The following is a 19,307-nucleotide window of genomic DNA, read 5'->3' as shown; positions in this document are numbered from 1 at the left end:
AAATGGTAATGAAACGAATAGGCATTGTTTTATTGATTCTGCTATCAGTTCTCTCAAATCGCGCGCAGGTAATAAAAATACCTGCGGCGATTACCCCGCTTCATCCAAGATTGCTTACAAATAATAATGAAAGACCACGGCTACAACAATTGATCGGTACTTCAGATTGGGCCCGAACCTCCTGGGAGCAGGCGAAAAAAAATCTGGAGGAATATGTAAATCGTCATCAGGCAGACAGTACATGGATCATATCGCGGTTGCAGATGTATTGGAAAACAAAGTCGACCGATGTGTTCATCAAAGGAGGCGTGTATGATCATGCGGAAGGAGAGGCGCCTGTGCCTACCGTTCGTTTTACCGGCACCCGCGATGCGGTTACTTCCTTTGGCGCACCGAAGCTGGAAGATATTGTGCCCTACATGGATGACCCGCGTGGTTTGTATTATGTGAACCGGGCAAAACCTGGCCAGCCGCTGGAATGGGTTGAGCAGGCAAAAACAGGTCGTATAGTAGAAGGCATCAATCGCCGGATCATGGAGATGGCGCAAAATGCGGCCATCGTGTATTGGTATACAGGGGAAGAAAAATATGCAAAGTTCGCTTATGACCTGTTTGATACATATATGAAAGGGCTCTATTACCGCAAAGAACCCTACGATCTCAATCACGGGCATAATCAAACGCTTGTTGGGTTAACGTCATTTGAAGTGATCCATGAAGATATTGTGAACGAGATGACGATCTGTTATGATTTCCTGCACGCCTACCTACAAAAGCATGCACCGGGCAATATGACAATATATGCCGATGCTTTTAAAAAATGGGCCGACCTTATTATAAAGAATGGCGTTCCATTTAATAACTGGGACCTCATAGAAGCGCGTTTTGTGGCTTACATCGCATTGATCCTGGAGAACAATAGTGCATATGCGGATGGCCGCGGTGCTCAATATTATCTCGACCAGATCCTGAATCAAACGGCTGTTCGCCAATGGTCATTGACCGCACTGATCAAAAAAGGCTACGATCCCAATACCGGCATCTGGAACGAGAGCCCGGGTTATGCGCAGGTAGTAATAAGCGAGTTCATGCAATTTGTGACCCTGTTCGACCGGGTGCTTGATTTTGATCTGTTGGAACAATTGCCTGTTCTGAAAAAAGCGGTGCTGGGTACTGCGCAATACCTGTTTCCCAATGGATACATGGTTTCATTTGGCGATTCGCATTATGGCAGATTATCAATAGCGCCTGCGCAACAGGTGGTAATGAACGCGCAGAAGAATAAGAAACAGGAGCAGGAAGCCTTGTTTACGCGGATGGTGAAAATGGTGAATAGTGAATGGTCAATGGCCAATGGAAAGCCTCATACAGGTGCGGAACGTCGCGACCTGGTTTCATTGCTCACGTATGCTGATTTTACCCTGAAAGAGAATATTCCAGCAGGCACGTTACAAGATTTTACCAGTCCATTGTTTTATTCGCCCAACGTAAGCTGGTTGATACAACGAAGCGGCACTGATCCCCAACGGGCATTGGCCATTTCGCTCAATGGATCGCTGGGCAATCACATGCATGCCAATGGTATTTCATTGGAGTTGTATGGCAAAGGATTACCACTGGCGCCGGAAGCAGGCATCGGTACTACTTATTTTCAACCCGATTATGCGGAATATTATTCGAAATTCCCGGCCCATAATACAGTAGTGGTAGATGGCATTTCATCCTATCCCGAAATGCGCAGTAACCATGGCTTCCAGGTAAAAAGTTGTTACCCCGCTTCAGGAGTTCAAACGGGGATCTTTCCTTATATCACATTTGCCGATCTGTATTTTCTGGAACCGGAAACCAATGCCAATCAGCAACGCATGATGAGCATTATCCGCACCAGCGATACAACCGGTTATTATATTGACATCTTTCGTTCTGCAAAAAAGGAAGGCGGTGATAAGTACCACGATTATTTTTATCATAATATGGGGCAAGGGCTTACGGTGAACGATAACGCCGGCAAGCCCTTGCACCTGCCGCCTGTTGATAAGCTGGCATTTGCCAATGGCGATCTGTTCGCCTACGATTATTTGTACGATGAAAAGTCGATCAAGACAGATAACGATATTAAAGCAACGTTCAAATTAAGAATGCCCGACAGGGATTCCATCTTCATGAACATGTGGATGAAAGGGGCGCCCAACAGGGAAATATTTACCGTGAAATCGCCCAGGTCAACGTCCATCGATCGCGGTATTGTTCCCAAAGAAATTGCGGAGTTGCCGTTGCCTGCCATTGTAGCGCGTCAATATGGTGAGGCCTGGACAAAACCCTTTGTAGCGGTGTTCGAACCTTCCTCATCATCACAACCTGCGGCTGTTACAGCCATTACATCATTTACCCCACCCAGGGCGCCCAACGATTTTGCAGGTGTTGTGGTTGAAAACAGGAACGGCAGTAAACAAACTATTTTTTCTACCTCAACGGGTAGTGGATCTGTAAACTATAAAGAATGCACTTTTCGCGGTACTTATGCCGTGATCAGTGAACATAGCCATGAAATACAATATTTGTTCCTGGGTAATGGCCGTACTCTGTCAAAAGGAGGGTTTGGTATGGTGGCCAACTCCGACAGTGCATCGGCAGTATTGTGCAAACAGGATGATCAATGGTTCATTTCCTGCACAAAACCGGTAACGCTCACCCTTCCACAGGAAATCATTCATGACAAATCAAACGCGTTCAGCGTAAACGGGAAAAAAATGGCTGGAGTAAAAAAGGTGGTGAATGGTAAAGCGGTGCTGTCATTTAATTTGCCCGCGATGCCTTATACGCGTCTTGACTTGTAAGTATGGAGAACTGACTGGAAAGGGGCCTTTTGGTCAGCCCCTGGAATGCTCAGACGCGATCACATTTATTAAACCAAAATTAACGATTATGCCAGCCAGGCTATTATTAAAATTTGTAACGATCATCTTGCTTTTACCAGGCATACACTCCTTTGCTCAGGATGGCCTGTTAAATGACGATTTCTCTTCCGGCACTACCTATAACTGGGTGGCTTCAACAACTGGAGCCACCAGTACGCTGGTGAATGGTGAGCTGGTTATTAAAATGGCTTTGCAGAGCTCGGGAAAATACAGAGGCGATTTTAAAAAGAACGGTGGAGTTACCTTTCATGCCGGTAATTATCCCATCGTAGCCATCCGGTTTAAAAAACCACCCATGTGTAATTTCTTTTTCGATACCGAACTGGGTTCGTACAATGGGACCAATAACAATGCTACCAAACTGGCTTTGGATTCAGGAAATATATATTACTGGGATCTTTCTACCGGTAAGTTAGGCACTACGGTGCTGTCAACCACAGCGCCAACCACGCTCTCTGTATTTCAGTTTAAAGTAGCCGATGTAGTTTTAACGCAGGCAGAGCTGGCAGCCAATGATATTTCTTTTGAAATAGATTGGGTGAAAACATTCCGCACGGTAAACGAATTGCGTTTATACGCGGGCATTATTGAGCCGCCTGCATTCAATTTTACAGGAACTTTCAGTCACCCGGGCTTATTGCACAATGCAACTGACCTGGCCCGGATGAAAGACCTGGTTACCAGGCAGGTTGCCCGTCCTTATGAAAGCTACAACCTGTTAAAGGCAAATCCTAAAGCATCGGCTATCTATGCCATACGTGGTCCATTTACGTATCTCACCCGCGATGCATCGCTTACGATCGATGGAGTAGGAGGCGGAGCTGTAAAAGACCGCGTGGAAAGCGATTTCATGGCTGCATATTACAATGCATTAATGTGGAATATTACCGGTATTGAGGCGCATGCTCAAAAAGCGGTTGAGATCCTGGATGCCTATTCTGCAAAGACCATTGGTATTATCGGTAGTGATGCAGAGTTGAACGGTTTGTATGGTTTTATGCTTGCCAATGCAGCGGAACTTATGCGTTATACGTATACTAACTGGCCGCAGCAAAAAGTACAGCAATGCCAAACCATGTTGAAGGCGGTTTTCTATCCCACACTGCAAAATTTCAGACCCTGTGCACATGGCAACTGGGATATTATCTGTATGAAAGCCATGATGGCCATCGCTATTTTCAGTGACGATATTCCCACGTTCAATAAAGTAGTGACATACTTTTATTATGGAGAAGGAAACGGCAGCATCGACAATTATGTATTAACCGATGCAGGGCAATTGCAGGAAAGTAACCGCGACCAGCCGCATACCATGCTGGCGCTTGGTTCCCTGGCCGAATTGTCGGAAATAGCATTGAAGCAGGGCGTTGACCTGTACACAGCCTCCAGCAATGCCATCATGCGTGGTTTTGAATATACCTCAAAATACAACCTTGGCTATACGGTTCCCTTCCAGACAAGCTATGAATTTTGTGAAAAAAATTACCAGGATTATACGCCCGAAGCTATTTCTGCGAATGGCAGAGGGAATTTGAGAGCGGTGTTTGAGATCGCGTATAACCATTATGCTTACCGCAAGGGATTGCAAATGCCCTATACCCTGGAAGTGTTGTCTGTAATGGGGCCCGAAGGCGCTCCATTCGGTGCAGATAATCCGGGTTATGGTTCTTTGCTCTTTTTCCTAAGCGATTCTTCCAACCACCGTTTTGATACCACCGGAAATTATTTAAAAGGATTGGTGAACGACAATTTCACAACCGGTTCCGATAACTGGACAGCAGTTACCAGCGGCTCCACTGCTGTTAATGATAACGATCAGTTGCTGGTTACTACCGCTGTTCAGGCAAATGGTTCAAGGCGTGGCGATGTTCGCAGGAACGGTGGCATCAGCCTGTTCCCGAAAAACTATCCCATTATTGCGGTGAAAATGAAGAAACCCGCTACCTGCAACTTTACATTTGATACCAACCTCGGTTCCTACGGTAATGGCAGCAATAAATGGACGGGCAAAGCGGGATCAGATATCTATTATTACGACCTGAGCAAAACAGGATTCGGTTCAGGCGGTACCTTGTTATCTACAACGTTCCCAACCGTATTATCTACCTTTCAATTTAAAGTAGCCGATATCACTTCCGGTGAAACCAGTTATACGGTTGATTGGGTGAGAACGTTTAAGACGGTAGCTGAAGTACTAGCGCTTGATCCCGCTACAGGGCTTGTTAACGATAACTTTACCAATACAACCGATGGCTGGGTGTCAGCAACTACAGGCGCTACCATTACAGCGGATAGTGCGCAATTAAAAGTAATCCCTGCCTTACAATCGAATGGAAAGTATCGCGGAGATATCAGGAAAAGCGCAGGCGCTACATTATTCCCAGGTAACTATCCCATCATAGCCATTAAATTTAAAAAGCCGCAGGTGTGCAATGTTATTTTCGATACCAACCTGGGTTCTTACGGTAATGGCAATAATAAATTCACCGGTAAAGTAGGCGCTGATGTGTATTACTATGATCTTACCAAGACTGGTTTCGGCGTATCTGGAACAATACTCACTGCACCCACTGCATTAACTACCTTCCAGTTTAAAATTGCAGATATTGCTTCCGGTGAAACCAGCTATGCCATTGATTGGATAAAATCGGTTAAAACAATAGAAGACCTGCAAAAACTGGTGCCCTATAAAGAGCAAACCATTCAATTTGATTCCATCACTAAATTGCTGGGCGATGTTGATTTTGAAACAGGCGCTACGGCCACTTCAGGCTTACCGGTTTCCTATATCATTTCAGATACTACAGTGGCTACATTGATAAATGGAAAGGTGCATATGCTGAAAGCGGGCAGTGTTTCCATTACGGTTACACAGCCGGGCGATAGCGTGTATATGCCTGCAGAACCGGTTACCCGCACCCTTACCGTACTTCCGTTACACCTGGTGGTACAATATAAAGACGGCGATACGCAGGTGGCAAATAGTAGTATTAAGCCCTCTTTGAACTTGATCAATCAGGGTTCCGCGGCCCTTGCTTATAATGAACTGGCTATACGGTATTGGTTAACGGCTGAAAATTATGCCGGCATCAATACCTGGATTGATTATGCGCAACTGGGCAGCGGCAAGGTAAAAATGAAATATGTTTCCTTATCGCAACCACACAATGGTGCATTCGGTTATATTGAATATAGTTTTGATTCAACGGCTGGCGCATTATCTGCCGCTGGTAGCTCAGGTGACATTCAGTCGAGACTGGCCAATCAGAACTGGGCTAATTTCAATGAAGCAGATGATTATTCCTATCTGAATGCTCCAAGCTATGTAAGCAATGATCATATTACGGTATACCGTAACGGCGTGCTCGTGGCTGGTACTGAGCCGGCTGTTTTACCGGTTGTTACAAAAGTGGCTGTAATGACAGAGAACCGTAATCACAACACCAATACGAGCAGTTTACAAACCTATCTTAAAGTGGTAAACGAAGGAAACGTGCCGCTGAATTATGACGATCTTTCCGTGCGTTACTGGTTTACCAAAGATGGAACAGCCTCGTTGAACTATTGGATCGATTATGCCGTGTTGGGCAATGCCAATATAACCGGTCAGTTTGTTACCGTGGCGCCTGCCGCATCCACTGCCGACACCTATTTTGAATTGAAAGTGAATCCCAATACAGGTATGTTGTACCCGTTAAGCAATACAGGTAATGTTCAATACCGTATTGCCAAAAGCGACTGGTCGCGTTTTGATGAAACAAATGACCATTCTTATTTGCCGGCAGGGGCAATGAGCAGCAACGATCATGTTACTGTATATTACAAAGGAAAGTTGATCTATGGAACAGAGCCCGCAGGCGTGGATAGCAATGCCCGGGTGGTGACTGCTGCTAATAGCGTTGTACCGGAAGCAGCGATAAACAAGATCATGATCTATCCCAACCCTGTTTCGGGAGACCGGTTCTATATAAAATACAACAGCGAATGGTTTACCAGCGCCTTGAATGTAAAGGTGTATAACATGTATGGGACCCTGGTGTTGCAGAAAGTAATTAAACAAAACAATGCAGGCTTGTTGGAAATCAGGTTAGATAATGTACTGGCATCAGGCGTGTATATGGTTCAGTTGAACGATAAGCAGGCCGTGAAGCTGATGATCAAGAAATAAGTCTATGGATTGCTAGATGGTTTGATTGTTTGATGCTATGGTTTAAAAAAAATGAAATGAAAAGATTAGGAGTTCTTATTGTTATAGTTGATGCCATTATTGCCGGATGTAACTCGCCGGCGCCGCTTGCTGAGCGTAATAACCTGGATTATTGTATTGGGCAGGCAGATAAAGCGGTAGCATCGCTGCCGGCGGATTCGGCACAGATCCCGCGCAGCATTGCCAATGGCAAAACGGAATGGCGGTTCGTGAACTATCGCGACTGGACATGCGGTTTCTGGCCGGGCGTCCTGTGGTATGCTTATGAATATTCCAAAGATGACAAGTGGAAACAACAGGCCCAACGATATTCGCGGGCCTTATTCCCCTTGGTAGATTCTGCAGCCATCGATCATGACCTCGGCTTCCAGGTTTTCACCAGCATTGGCAATGGGTACCGGTTAACGAATGATCCGGTTTATCGTTCTATCTTGCTAAGAGCTGCCGATACGTTGTCAAAATTGTACAGTCCCAAGGTTGGCACTATTCTTTCGTGGCCCAGGGAAGTACCGGGTGTTGACTGGCCCCTGCGCCACAATACGATCATGGATAATATGATCAACCTGGAATTATTATTCTGGGCTGCTAAAACCGGTGGTGATAATAATTTATACAACATCGCGGTGAAGCATGCCGAAACAACCATGCAAAATCATTTCCGGCCCGATTATACTTCGTATCATGTAGTGGTATACGATACGGCAACGGGTAAAAAAATAAAAGGCGTCACGCATCAGGGATATAGCGATAGCAGTATGTGGGCGCGCGGACAAAGCTGGGCGATCTATGGATTTACGATGGTATATCGCGAAACAAAAGATGAACGCTTCCTGAACTTTGCGCAAAAAGTGACAGATGTGTATTTGAAAAACCTGCCAGACGATTTGATCCCGTATTGGGATTTCAATGCACCGGGTATTCCCAATGCACCAAAAGACGCTTCGGCTGCGGCGGTAACAGCTTCCGCTTTGCTTGAATTAAGCACGCTTGTAACCGATAGCGCAAAAGCGAAAAACTACCGGCAAAAAGCGGAGCAAATGTTGCAATCGCTGTCAACAGATAAATACCAGAGCAGGAATACAAACAATGCATTGCTGTTACATAGCACGGGGCATAAACCCAATGGCGGTGAAATCGATGCTTCGATCATCTACGCCGATTATTATTATATCGAGGCTTTGTTGCGGTTAAAAAAATTATCGGAAGGAAAAAATATATATGACAAATTGTAATCGACTAATAAAAAGAACAGTGGCCGTGATGGCTTCGTTGTTGGTACTGGCAAACGTTGTTGGTCAAAGTATCATTGACTCTACAAAAACAATGATCACCTCACCGGATAAGAATTACGTGGTTACTTTTTACCAGAAGCAAAATGCCGATGGTACCAGGACCATGTTCTATACGCTGAACTATAAACAACAACCGGTCATTACCGAATCGGTGCTGGATATTCAGTTGGATAATAATTTGTCGGAAAGGGCAATGGCATTGAAAGTGGATAAACATGTTAAATGGTGCGAGAACCTGCAGGTAAAAGCCATAAAGTACTCCTCGAAGGATACTGCCTGGAAACCGGTGTACGGCGAACGAAGCGTGATAAAAGACAATTACAATGCTGTTACTGTAGAACTGGTGAAAGATGATAATCCTATTTACTGGATGCACGTGGAGCTCAGGGTGTATAACGAAGGCGCTGCGTTGCGTTATTTCTTTCCCGAAAATATAAAAGGAACTTATTACCGGGTAGTGGCCGAAAATACAACGTTCACTTTGCCCGAAGGCACAAATGCCTGGCATGCCTCCTGGGCGCAGGCGCCCTATAATTTATTGCCATTAAACGATTGGCCCGATGAAAGCGAAAGGCCTTTGACCCTGCAATTGCCCAATGGTTGGTATGCCTGTTTGGCCGAAGCGCAAATGGTAGATTATGCCCGCACAAAATTCAAATTAAGTAAAGAAACGAAAAATACGATAGTTACGTCCATGTACACACCAGCCGACCTGATATCACCCGTAGGTACACCCTGGCGGGTGATGATGGTCGCTGAAAAGCCGGGCGATCTTGTTACGAACAATGACCTGTTATTGAACCTGAATGACCCGTCAAAAATTCAGGATGTGAGTTGGATCAAGCCCGGCAAGATCATGCGGGTGATGACGCAAACCACAAAAGACGCCTTTGAGAATATTGACTTCGCCACAAAGCATGGGCTGCAATACATTTTGTTCGATTGGAAATGGTATGGCCCGGCATTCACATTTACCTCTGATGCCACCAAGGTAGCCATCCCCGATTTTGACCTGCCCGGCATCATCAAATATGGAAAGGAAAAAGGAATAGGGGTTTGGTTGTATTGCAACCTGCAGGGGGTGTATGCGCAATCAGATTCATTATTCCGCGTGTATCGTGACTGGGGCGTGAAAGGCGTGAAGTTTGGATTTGTACAGGCGGGCTCGCATCGCTGGACTACCTGGCTGGAAGAAATGTTTAAGAAGTGCGCCGAAAATCGCATGATGGTAAATGTGCACGACGACTGGCGGCCAACCGGCGAACAAAGAACGTGGCCCAACCTGATGACGGCCGAAGGCATTCGCGGTAATGAAGAAATGCCCGATGCCACCCACAATACCGTGTTGCCATTTACCCGCTATATGGCGGGCGCGGGGGATTATACCATTTGTTATTACGACAAGCGCATCAAAACAACGCAGGCGCATCAACTGGCGCTGGCTGCCATTTATTACAGTCCCATTCAAACATTATATTGGTACGACAAGCCGGCTTACAGTAATGATGAACCGGAGTTGGAGTTCTGGGATAAGATACCCGTATCCTGGGATGAAACAAAAGTGTTGCAAGGCAAACCCGGAGAGTTCATCACAACTGCCAGAAGAAAAGGCGATGACTGGTTTGTAGGCACCATTACAAACAATGATGCCAGAACGGTACAACTGGCTTTTGATTTTCTGCCTAAAGGAAAAAAATACACAGCAGTTATTTACAGTGATGATGATACGGTACAAACAAAAACAAAAGTAGGGTTGCAAAAGAAAGTAGTAACTGCAACGACTGTACTGGAGGTAAAATTAAAACCTTCCGGCGGGCAGGCTATCCGGTTAACACCAATAAAATAAAATTCCAAATTCAAATCTCAAGATCCAAAAAAATAAAAATCAAAAAGTCATGCTCCAAATAAATACAGATAATTATTGTCTTTGTGATTTCTTTTGGTTCTTGTGATTTCTTTTAGGTTATATTAAATAAATACAATGGATAAGCGTACTGCGTCAATGTCACTGGCGCTCGGAATTGATATCGGTGGGTCACACATTACTGCAGGAGTTGTTGACCTGGCTCAGAAAAAGATCATAGAAGATTCGGTGGTTCGACAATTGGTGAACCGGCATGCCCCGGCGGAAGAAATTCTAGGTATTTGGGCTGATACTATTAAAGGCAGGTTATTGTATTGTGAACACCAGGCAACAACCATTGGCTTTGCCATGCCCGGCCCGTTTGATTATCCCAACGGCATTTGCCTTATTAAGGGGTTCGATAAATATGAAGCCTTGTATGGCATGAACATCAGGAAGGAGTTGTCGGCCCGCACCGGTATGCCCGCGGAACAGATCAGCTTTAGAAATGATGCCGATGCCTTCCTGGAAGGCGAGCTGTTTGGCGGGGCCGGACAGGGATTTACCAGGGCGCTCGGGTTAACCCTGGGTACGGGTTTGGGTTCCTGCTTATATGTTGATGGAGAAATTACCAATGCCGGATTAAATGTGTTACCTTTTAAGGGTGGAATTGCCGAGGAATACCTGTCGACCCGGTGGTTTGTAAAAACGTTTCACAAACTTACCGGCAGGCAGGTCAACGGCGTGAAAGAGCTCGCGGAAATGTATTGCGACAATGATATGGCCCGGCTGGTTTTTGATGAATTCAGTGTGAGTTTTGGCGAGGTGTTACAGCATTGCCTGCGTTCGTTCGATGTGGAAGTGATCATTATTGGTGGCAATATTTCAAATGCATATTCACTGTTTATAGACCAGGTTCTAAAACATTTACCGGCCGAAAATAAACGTCCGCTAATAAAGCAGGCAACATTGGGTGAGCAGGCCGCCATGATGGGCGCCGCGATACATCATAGATATTATCGTATGGTTTGATGGCTTTATTGTTTGATGGTTTAGCCTGCAGCACTTTTTAGTGGATCGATTTTTCCAATGTTTCTGAAATTCGGAGACCATAGCAATCGAACAATCAAACCATTCAGCAATCAGAAAAGCTTTATAAAATTTATTAAATCTAAAACAATGCAAGTTTCATTCGATACAGGGACTACCGCACAAAAAGGCGCCACATCTTCTTCTGCCAACCTGTTCGGTATTTCATTGATTGCCGCCCTGGCCGGTTTTATTTTCGGTTTTGATACCGTTGTTATTTCCGGTGCTAACCAGCCTATAAAAGATCTATGGCATACTTCCCCCTTGTTCCATGGTTTCTTCATCATGTCTATGGCATTGTGGGGTACGGTAGTTGGCGCCATGTTAGGTGGCTGGCCTTCTCAAAAATATGGCCGCAAAAAAGTATTGTTATGGATAGGTATTTTATTCAGTGTGTCGGCATTGGGTTCTGCATTGGCCACTGACCCGTATACGTTTTCCTTTTTCCGGTTTATCGGTGGGTTGGGCATTGGTGTTTCGTCGGTAGCAGCACCTACATATGTTTCCGAGATCTCCACGCCATCGACAAGAGGTCGCCTGGTAGCGATGTACCAGTTCAATATTGTGTTTGGCATCCTGGTTGCTTTTTTGAGCAACTATTTTTTACAAGGCGTAGGCGGTAGCAACGACTGGCGCTGGATGCTGGGCGTTATGGCTGTTCCTTCCCTGATCTATACATTCATGGTATTTCGTATTCCGGAAAGCCCGCGCTGGCTGGTATCGGTAAAGAAAGACGATGCCGGGGCCAGGAAAGTGATGGAACGGTTGGGCATGAACAATATCGATGAGGAAATAAAATTGATCGAGGCCAGTGCACAGCACGAGGCCCATGCCGGACATGATGGCAAAGGTTTTTTCAACTCGAAATACAAAACCATTTTGTGGCTGGCATTTTTAGTTGCCTTCTTCAACCAATGGTCGGGTATCAATTTCATTTTATATTATGCGCCGGAGATCTTAAGTCAGGCAGGGTTAGCGGCCAAAGAATCATTATTCAACTCCATTGCCATCGGCGGCACCAACCTCATCTTCACTTTTGCAGGGCTATACCTGATAGATAGATTAGGAAGAAAAACATTGCTGATCATCGGTTCATTCGGATATATTATTAGTCTGGCCATGGTAGCCTGGTGTTTTTATACACATGCCAGTGCCGGGTTGCTGATGGTGTTCCTGCTGCTATTTATAGCGGCCCATGCTATTGGACAGGGGGCGGTGATCTGGGTGTTTATTGCAGAAATCTTTCCGAACAAAGTGCGGGCGATGGGGCAATCATTTGGCGCCAGCGTGCACTGGGTATTTGCGGCCATTATTACTTGGATAACGCCTGTTTTCCTGGATGAAAAAGACGGAGTGTTTAGTGAAATAGGTCCCTGGCCCATCTTCGCCTTCTTTGCCTTTATGATGGTTTTGCAATTGGTATGGGTGCTGTTAAAAGTTCCTGAAACCAAAGGTGTTTCTTTGGAAGAATTGGAGAGGAAGCTGGTTAAGGAATGAGGAAGGAAATACAAATATCGAATATTGAATGTCCAATGTAGAATGTGGAAGTTGAAGGCGGGGAATGAAAAATGAGAAATGAGAAATGAAAAATGAGGAATGAGAAAGGAATACAAATATCGAATATCGAATATCCAATGTAGAATGTAGAAGTTGAAGGCGGGGGAATGAGAAATGAAATACAAATATCGAATATTGAATATCCAATGTAGAATGTAGAAGTTGAAGGCGGGGAAATGAGAAATGAAAAATGAGGAATGAGAAAGGAATACAAATATCGAATATCGAATATCCAATGTAGAATGTAGAAGTTGAAGGCGGGGGAATGAGAAATGAAAAATGAGGAATGAGAAAGGAATACAAATATCGAATATCGAATGTCCAATGTAGAATGTAGAAGTTGAAGGCGGGGGAATGAGAAATGAGAAATGAAAAATGAGGAATGAGAAAGGAATACAAATATCGAATATTGAATGTCCAATGTAGAATGTAGAATGTAGAAGGCAGGGAAATGAAAAATGATGAAGGGTTTTTCCCGTTGCCTTGTTGCCTTTATGCCTTGTTGCCTCGTTGCCTCGTTGCCTTTTCTTCACCATTCACGATCATCGATTATATCATGTGCCGATATATTATAGCAATATTGCTTGTTTGTATATGTAATGTTGCACTATCACAAGTATGGCAATGGTCGGTGCCGGTGAAGGCCGCACGGAACGCTGGTTCCCGCGCTTTCCTGTGGGTCCCGCCTGATTGTAAGCACGTGCGGGCGGTAGTGTTGGCGCAAAACAATATGGAGGAACAATCCATTGTTGAGCATCCTGTTTTCAGAGAGGAAATGAGTAAGCTGTCATTCGCTATCATTTGGGTATCGCCTTTTTTCGATCATTTGTTTCGCTTTAATGAAGGCGCCGGTGATATATTTAACGGCATGATGAAAGACCTTGCGAATGAATCGGGCTATAGTGAACTGACCTATGTGCCGGTGGCCGGCATCGGGCATTCTGCCGCCGCCAGTTGGCCCTATTATTTTGCTGCCTGGAATCCGAACCGGACCTTGTGTGCCATTTCTGTAAGCGGACAATGGCCTTATTTCCGCCATCCGAGTTTTGCGCCGGATATCTGGCAAAAGGACCAGAACATAGATTTTATTCCCTGTCTCGAAACCATGGGTGAATATGAAGCTGCCAATAGCTGGGCTGCTGAAGGATTAAAAGAACGGCAGCAGCATCCATTGCTTCCTTTGAGTATGCTGGCTTGTCCGGCTGAAGGCCATTTCGCTGCCACGGTAAAAAAGATAAAATACATTGCGCTGTATTTGAAGAAAGCAGCGTATTACCGGTTGCCTAAAGAAATTGCAGAAGACGGAGCGCCTATGCTGTTACCAATTGATCCCACCAAAACAGGCTGGTTAATGGATAAATGGCGATTGAATCAATTACCTGCAGCGCCGCCGGCGCCTGTTAAAAAATATACCGGTGATGTTACACAGGCATTCTGGTTCTTTGATGAAGATATGATGAAGGCCACACAGGAATATCAATCGGCCCATTTCAATAAAAAAGCGCAGTTATTAGGCTATATACAAAATGACAAAGTAGTGCCGCAGAAGAATACACACCAGCAGGTTGATCTTGTTTTTCAACCCATGGCCGATGGCATTACATTTAAAGTGGTGCCTGCATTTCTTGATAAAGTGCCCGCTGCGCATGCGCGAACCTCAGAGTGGACTGGCCTGCCGGCAGGCGCTGCTATAGGTCATGCGAAAAGTGGAGACCTCGTTGTCAATCGCATTGCGGGCCCGTTCAGGAAAATAAATGATACTACTTTTCAACTCAGTTTTGAGAAGGGCTTGAATAACCTCGCAACAAGTTATCAATGCTGGTTTGCTGCAGAACATCCGGGTGATAAAATGTATAAGCCGGCCGTGCAACAGGCCAAGATGGATATACCGGGCAAGAACCTCGATGGCAAACCGCAAACCATTCACTTTCCCCAACTGGACAATGTTAAAAAAGGCGTGAAGTCAATTCCGTTGAATGCGATCTCCAGCGCCAATATACCGGTGCAATATTATGTGCGTGAAGGACCGGCGGTGATAAAAGGCAACATACTTGCATTGACGAAGATCCCTGTAGGTAGTAAGTATCCCGTAAAGGTAACCATTGTTGCCTGGCAATATGGAAGCAATACAGAACCAAAAATTAAGTCAGCGGAGTCGGTGGAACAGAGTTTTTATATTACCGAGTGAGTCGCTAGCTGCAAGCTTCTGGCTTCAGGCAGACTATTGATGTATTGCTTGTAGCTTGCGGCTTGTACCTTGAAGCTTTTTCATATTATTGCAAAACAATCCAATCAATACATGAGTTATTTTAAATATGGTTTACCGTTTCTCCTTCTACTCGCTTCCTGCCGTCACGTAAAACCATTAGCCATAGCCGATCCCCGAAACCCCGCATCTGAAGATCTGGTTGTTATAAAAAGAGCGGACCTGGAAAAAAGAATTGGGATCATTCCTTCTGGAAAATATGTTTCATTATATGATCACAAAGGTGTTCCGATGGTTGTACAATTCGATGATCTGGATGCCAATGGTGAATGGGATGAAGCAGTATTTCTTTATTCATGGAAGTTGAACAAAATGCTGGGCATACAACCAGTGATCACCGATGCGCCGGCAACGGTAAAGGCAGTGGTACGCGCGCATGTACGGCATATGAAAAAGAATGCGGACAACTCTTTCGGACCTGCACTCGATAAAGATACCATGCCGGTAAATGCGTTGCCCACTGATTTTTCAAAACAGGTATTGCCGCCTTATCTCACCGAAGGCCCGGCCTGGGAAAATGATAAGGTTGGTTTTCGTTTATATTATGATGTACGCAATGGGAAAGACATCTGGGGTAAGACCACCAATCGCATGGTATTGGATGAAGTGGGTACAGATACATCCAAAAATTATCATCAGCAGGCAGACTGGGGGATGGATGTTTTAAAAGTAGGCGCTTCATTGGGGGCTGGTTCATTAGCCTTACTGGTACCATTGCCTAATGGAAAAGATACACTGGTGCGCCTGGGTGGAAAAAATATAGAACGCGTAACCTATGAAAAAGTAGCCGACGGTCCGGTAAGGGCTATTTGCCGCTTGCATTACCTCAATTGGAAAATCGTTGAAGGATTACCGCCTGTATCAATAACCGAAGAAATTCATATCTGGGGTGGACAATACTTTTATGAAAGCCATTTAACCATAACCGGAGCGCCGGCCGGCGCTCAACTGGTTACGGGTATCGTTAATCTGAAAAGCAAAAATGTACATGAGATCAATTTAAATTGTTGGAGAGCGATCTATACGTATGATGAACAATCGGAGAATAAAGACAAACTGGGACTGGCGGTCGTGATGCGCACTGCACATGTGGCTGGCACTTCCACAACACCCAATGCCAATACCGATATACAGAATACATACATCATGAAGGCCAATATTAAAGACAACGACCCATTGTACTTTCGCTTTTATGCAGGTTGGGAAAAAAGTGATCAGATGTTCTCTACTGAACAGCTATTCCACGCTTTTTTAGCACATGAAATGAACTGTAACGGTAAAACGAGGATATTGAAAAAGTTCAGGCGGTTAGAAAAGTAATTTACCATATTAATAATACTGTTATATATACCCGATACATTACTATGTAACGGGTATAATTTTTTTATAACTTCAGATAAATTCAAATATGTCATTTTTGAACTGTATAACACAGTGACTGAAACAGGAAAGGAGAGGTGTTGTTAAAATAAATAATAGGAGAAAGGATTTATAATAGGAGGTTCATTGGGGATATGTAGCTGTTTATTGTTTGAACCCTTGGTGGTTATTGTATTTTTGCATTTTTTTAATAACTATTTAATCCCAATGAAAACAAACCAGAACAGTTTCATTCGTTTGAAAAAATGCTTTCGTTATTTAGGCGTAGGCGCTCTCCTTCTTTCAGGGTCACAGATGATGGCCCAACAATTAGCATTCCCAACCGCCCAGGGATTTGGAAGATTTGCTACCGGTGGGCGCGGCGGCAAAGTGTATGCAGTTACCAACTTAAGTGATTCCGGAGCCGGTAGCTTTCGGGAAGCACTGAGCTCATTCCCGGGCGAACCACTAACCATCGTTTTTAAAGTTGGCGGAACAATTAACCTCTTGTCAAAGTTGCATATAAAGCGGTCTGACCTGACCATTGCAGGACAAACGGCGCCGGGCGGCGGCATCTGCCTCGTAGGACATTCATTTATCCTGAACGGCGCCCGGGCGGTTAGTTTGGGTGGTAACCACGGGAATGTGATCATTCGCTATATAAGATCGAGGCCGGGAAGTACATTGTCTACCGGAGTGTATGGTTTTGATATGGAAAACTGCCATGATGTAATGATAGACCATTGCTCGTTCAGTTGGGCAAATGAAGAATGTGCCGCTATGTACGATACAAAAAATGTAACAGTACAATGGAGCATTTTTAGCGAAGGCCTGTATAATGCAGGACATGCTAAAGGGGTACGGGGTTATGGCGGTGTTTGGGGCGGACAAAATGCTTCGTACCATCATAACCTTATTGCACATCAGAATAGCCGTGCTATCCGTTTTGGTGGTGCAAGGGCGCATGATACCATGGCATTGGTTGACTACAGGAATAACGTTATCTATAATTCAGGAGGCGCTGGCGCTGCATATGGTGGAGAAATTGAGATCGCGGGAGGTATATCACAGATCAACATGGTGAATAATTATTACAAACCCGGACCAGCTTCGTCTTCATTGAATTTCGTACAGGCAAGTTACAACGCTATTGGCATTGGAAAGTGGTATGTAGACGGAAATTATATGAACGGGAACAGTGGAAAAACGTCAAATAACTGGACTGGGGTAGATCTGTCAAAGATCCCGACAGCTCAGCAGCCGGCAACAAAATCAACCGTTCCATTTAGTCTTGCAGGAGCAGATATCGCCACCCAAACAGCGCAGGCAGCTTATAGTGACGTGCTGTTAAATGCAGGAGCCACCTTGCCGGTAAGAGATGCAGTAGATGTGCGTATTGTAAACGAAACTACAAACGGTACTGCACCCGTACGAGGTGCAACATCTGGTAAGTTTGGGATAATTGATTCACCATCAGAAGTTGGTGGATGGCCAGCTTATGACGCTGGTACTGCACCTACAGACACAGATAATGATGGAATGCCCGATGCCTGGGAAACGGCTAATGGAACTGATCCTGCTATTGCAGATAATAATAGCGATCCTGATGCTGATGGGTATACTAACCTGGAGGAATATCTGAATTTTCTTACGGGTGAAAACTCCGGCAGCGCTATTGGTCCTATTATAACGATACAGGAAAATGCCACAGGTTTTTGTAGTGTGAATGGCACGGTGGATAATAATAATGCGGGTTATACAGGATCCGGTTTTGCCAATGTTGACGATGGAGTTGGCCTGGGAGTAACCTGGAACGTGAATATACCTGTAACAGGCACCTACGTGTTAACCTGGCGCTATGCAAATGGCGGGGGAGTTAACAGGCCAGGCAAATTGTTGATTAATGATGCTGAAGTGCTTTCAGGCATCGATTTTCCGGCAACCGCAGGTTGGACAACATGGACTGACGTTTCTATCAGCCAATCGTTTACAGCCGGACAAAATACGATCAGGTTAGAGAGTACAGTTGACAGTGGATTGTCTAATATTGATTATCTAAAAGTAAGCGGAAATAATCCAACTGAAGTGAGCTGTTCAGGAACGGCAAGAACAACTACCGGCGGGCAAAGCTTGTCTGTTGAGGGATCAGCTAGGTCTTTGAAAAGTGTATCTTCAGTTTATCCTAATCCAACTACCGGTATGTTTACTGTAAGTTCTGTTGGAAAGTTTGATTACATTATTTTCGATCAACAGGGAAAACAGGTAGAAAAAGGCACTGCAGAAAATAAGACAAAAGTTGGGTCGGCTTTAAAAGCCGGGATCTATTTCCTTAAAGTAGTGAAAAGCGGAAACCCGGAAATTTTGAAAATAGTTAAGCAATAAGAGTCTTCGACTGAATAGAGGTAGTTCTCACAAACCTTTCTAAAGCTTTGACTTTGGAAAGGTTTTTTTTTATTCGGGGAGCTTTAAGCATTTTATTGCTGGAAAATTAATTATCAGGTGAGCGATAGCTACATTTTTCCCCGTTATAAGGTTAAACAATAGGGTTATAATTTTTTTCCGGAGATAATATAAAAAAACGGTTGGCTATAATTACTTTTTTGTGAGAGATGATCACTTTCTTTTAACAGATAATCTCTTTTCTGGCAGCTATAGTTACTTTTTGCAAGGAAGGAGTCGCTTTTTTCCTGAAAAAACATTAAAAGCCCCGGTGTGGAAACATCGGGGCTTCAGTTATAGTACTGATCAGTGTACTATTAAAACAGTTGAACCGCCA

At 44.6% G+C, this 19,307-nt stretch carries 9 protein-coding genes; all 9 read left to right on the top strand.

Annotated features, from left to right (window positions below):
• Window positions 1-8: 8 nt before the first annotated feature.
• The 9 genes from FAM09_RS14415 to FAM09_RS14375 all read left to right on the top strand — a co-directional run bounded on the left by FAM09_RS14415 (window position 9) and on the right by FAM09_RS14375 (window position 18,913).
• Window positions 9-2,837 (top strand): heparinase II/III domain-containing protein, encoded by a 2,829-nt coding sequence (locus FAM09_RS14415; protein ID WP_166437147.1) that lies wholly within the window; start codon window positions 9-11, stop codon window positions 2,835-2,837.
• An 88-nt stretch (window positions 2,838-2,925) separates the two neighbouring features.
• A complete protein-coding gene (locus FAM09_RS14410; RefSeq protein ID WP_166437146.1) occupies window positions 2,926-7,086 on the top strand; it encodes a DUF4979 domain-containing protein in 4,161 nt (1,386 codons plus the stop codon).
• Window positions 7,087-7,142: 56 nt separating this feature from the next.
• Window positions 7,143-8,357, top strand: a complete 1,215-nt coding sequence (locus tag FAM09_RS14405) for a glycoside hydrolase family 88 protein (protein ID WP_136577815.1) — start codon at window positions 7,143-7,145, stop codon at window positions 8,355-8,357.
• A complete protein-coding gene (locus FAM09_RS14400) occupies window positions 8,344-10,263 on the top strand; it encodes a glycoside hydrolase family 97 protein (RefSeq protein ID WP_136577814.1) in 1,920 nt (639 codons plus the stop codon). The genes FAM09_RS14405 and FAM09_RS14400 overlap by 14 nt, the downstream gene beginning before the upstream one ends.
• Before the next feature lie 135 nt (window positions 10,264-10,398).
• Window positions 10,399-11,292: an ROK family protein gene (locus FAM09_RS14395; protein ID WP_136577813.1), complete on the top strand. Its 894-nt coding sequence runs from the start codon at window positions 10,399-10,401 to the stop codon at window positions 11,290-11,292.
• A 147-nt stretch (window positions 11,293-11,439) separates the two neighbouring features.
• Window positions 11,440-12,846 carry a sugar porter family MFS transporter gene (locus FAM09_RS14390; protein ID WP_136577812.1) on the top strand — a complete coding sequence of 469 codons (1,407 nt, stop codon included), beginning with the start codon at window positions 11,440-11,442 and terminating at the stop codon, window positions 12,844-12,846.
• Window positions 12,847-13,357: 511 nt separating this feature from the next.
• A complete protein-coding gene (locus FAM09_RS14385) occupies window positions 13,358-15,094 on the top strand; it encodes a hypothetical protein (protein WP_208025559.1) in 1,737 nt (578 codons plus the stop codon).
• Between the two features lie 111 nt (window positions 15,095-15,205).
• Entirely contained in the window at window positions 15,206-16,492 is a 1,287-nt protein-coding gene (locus FAM09_RS14380) for a DUF4861 family protein (RefSeq protein WP_136577811.1), read from the top strand.
• Between the two features lie 267 nt (window positions 16,493-16,759).
• Window positions 16,760-18,913, top strand: coding sequence for a T9SS type A sorting domain-containing protein (locus tag FAM09_RS14375; RefSeq protein WP_136577810.1), 2,154 nt, complete (start codon window positions 16,760-16,762; stop codon window positions 18,911-18,913).
• Window positions 18,914-19,307 lie beyond the last annotated feature (394 nt).

This window comes from Niastella caeni, from assembly GCF_004834005.1.
GTDB lineage: Bacteria > Bacteroidota > Bacteroidia > Chitinophagales > Chitinophagaceae > Niastella > Niastella caeni.
This window is presented reverse-complemented; position numbering and strand designations above follow the sequence as displayed.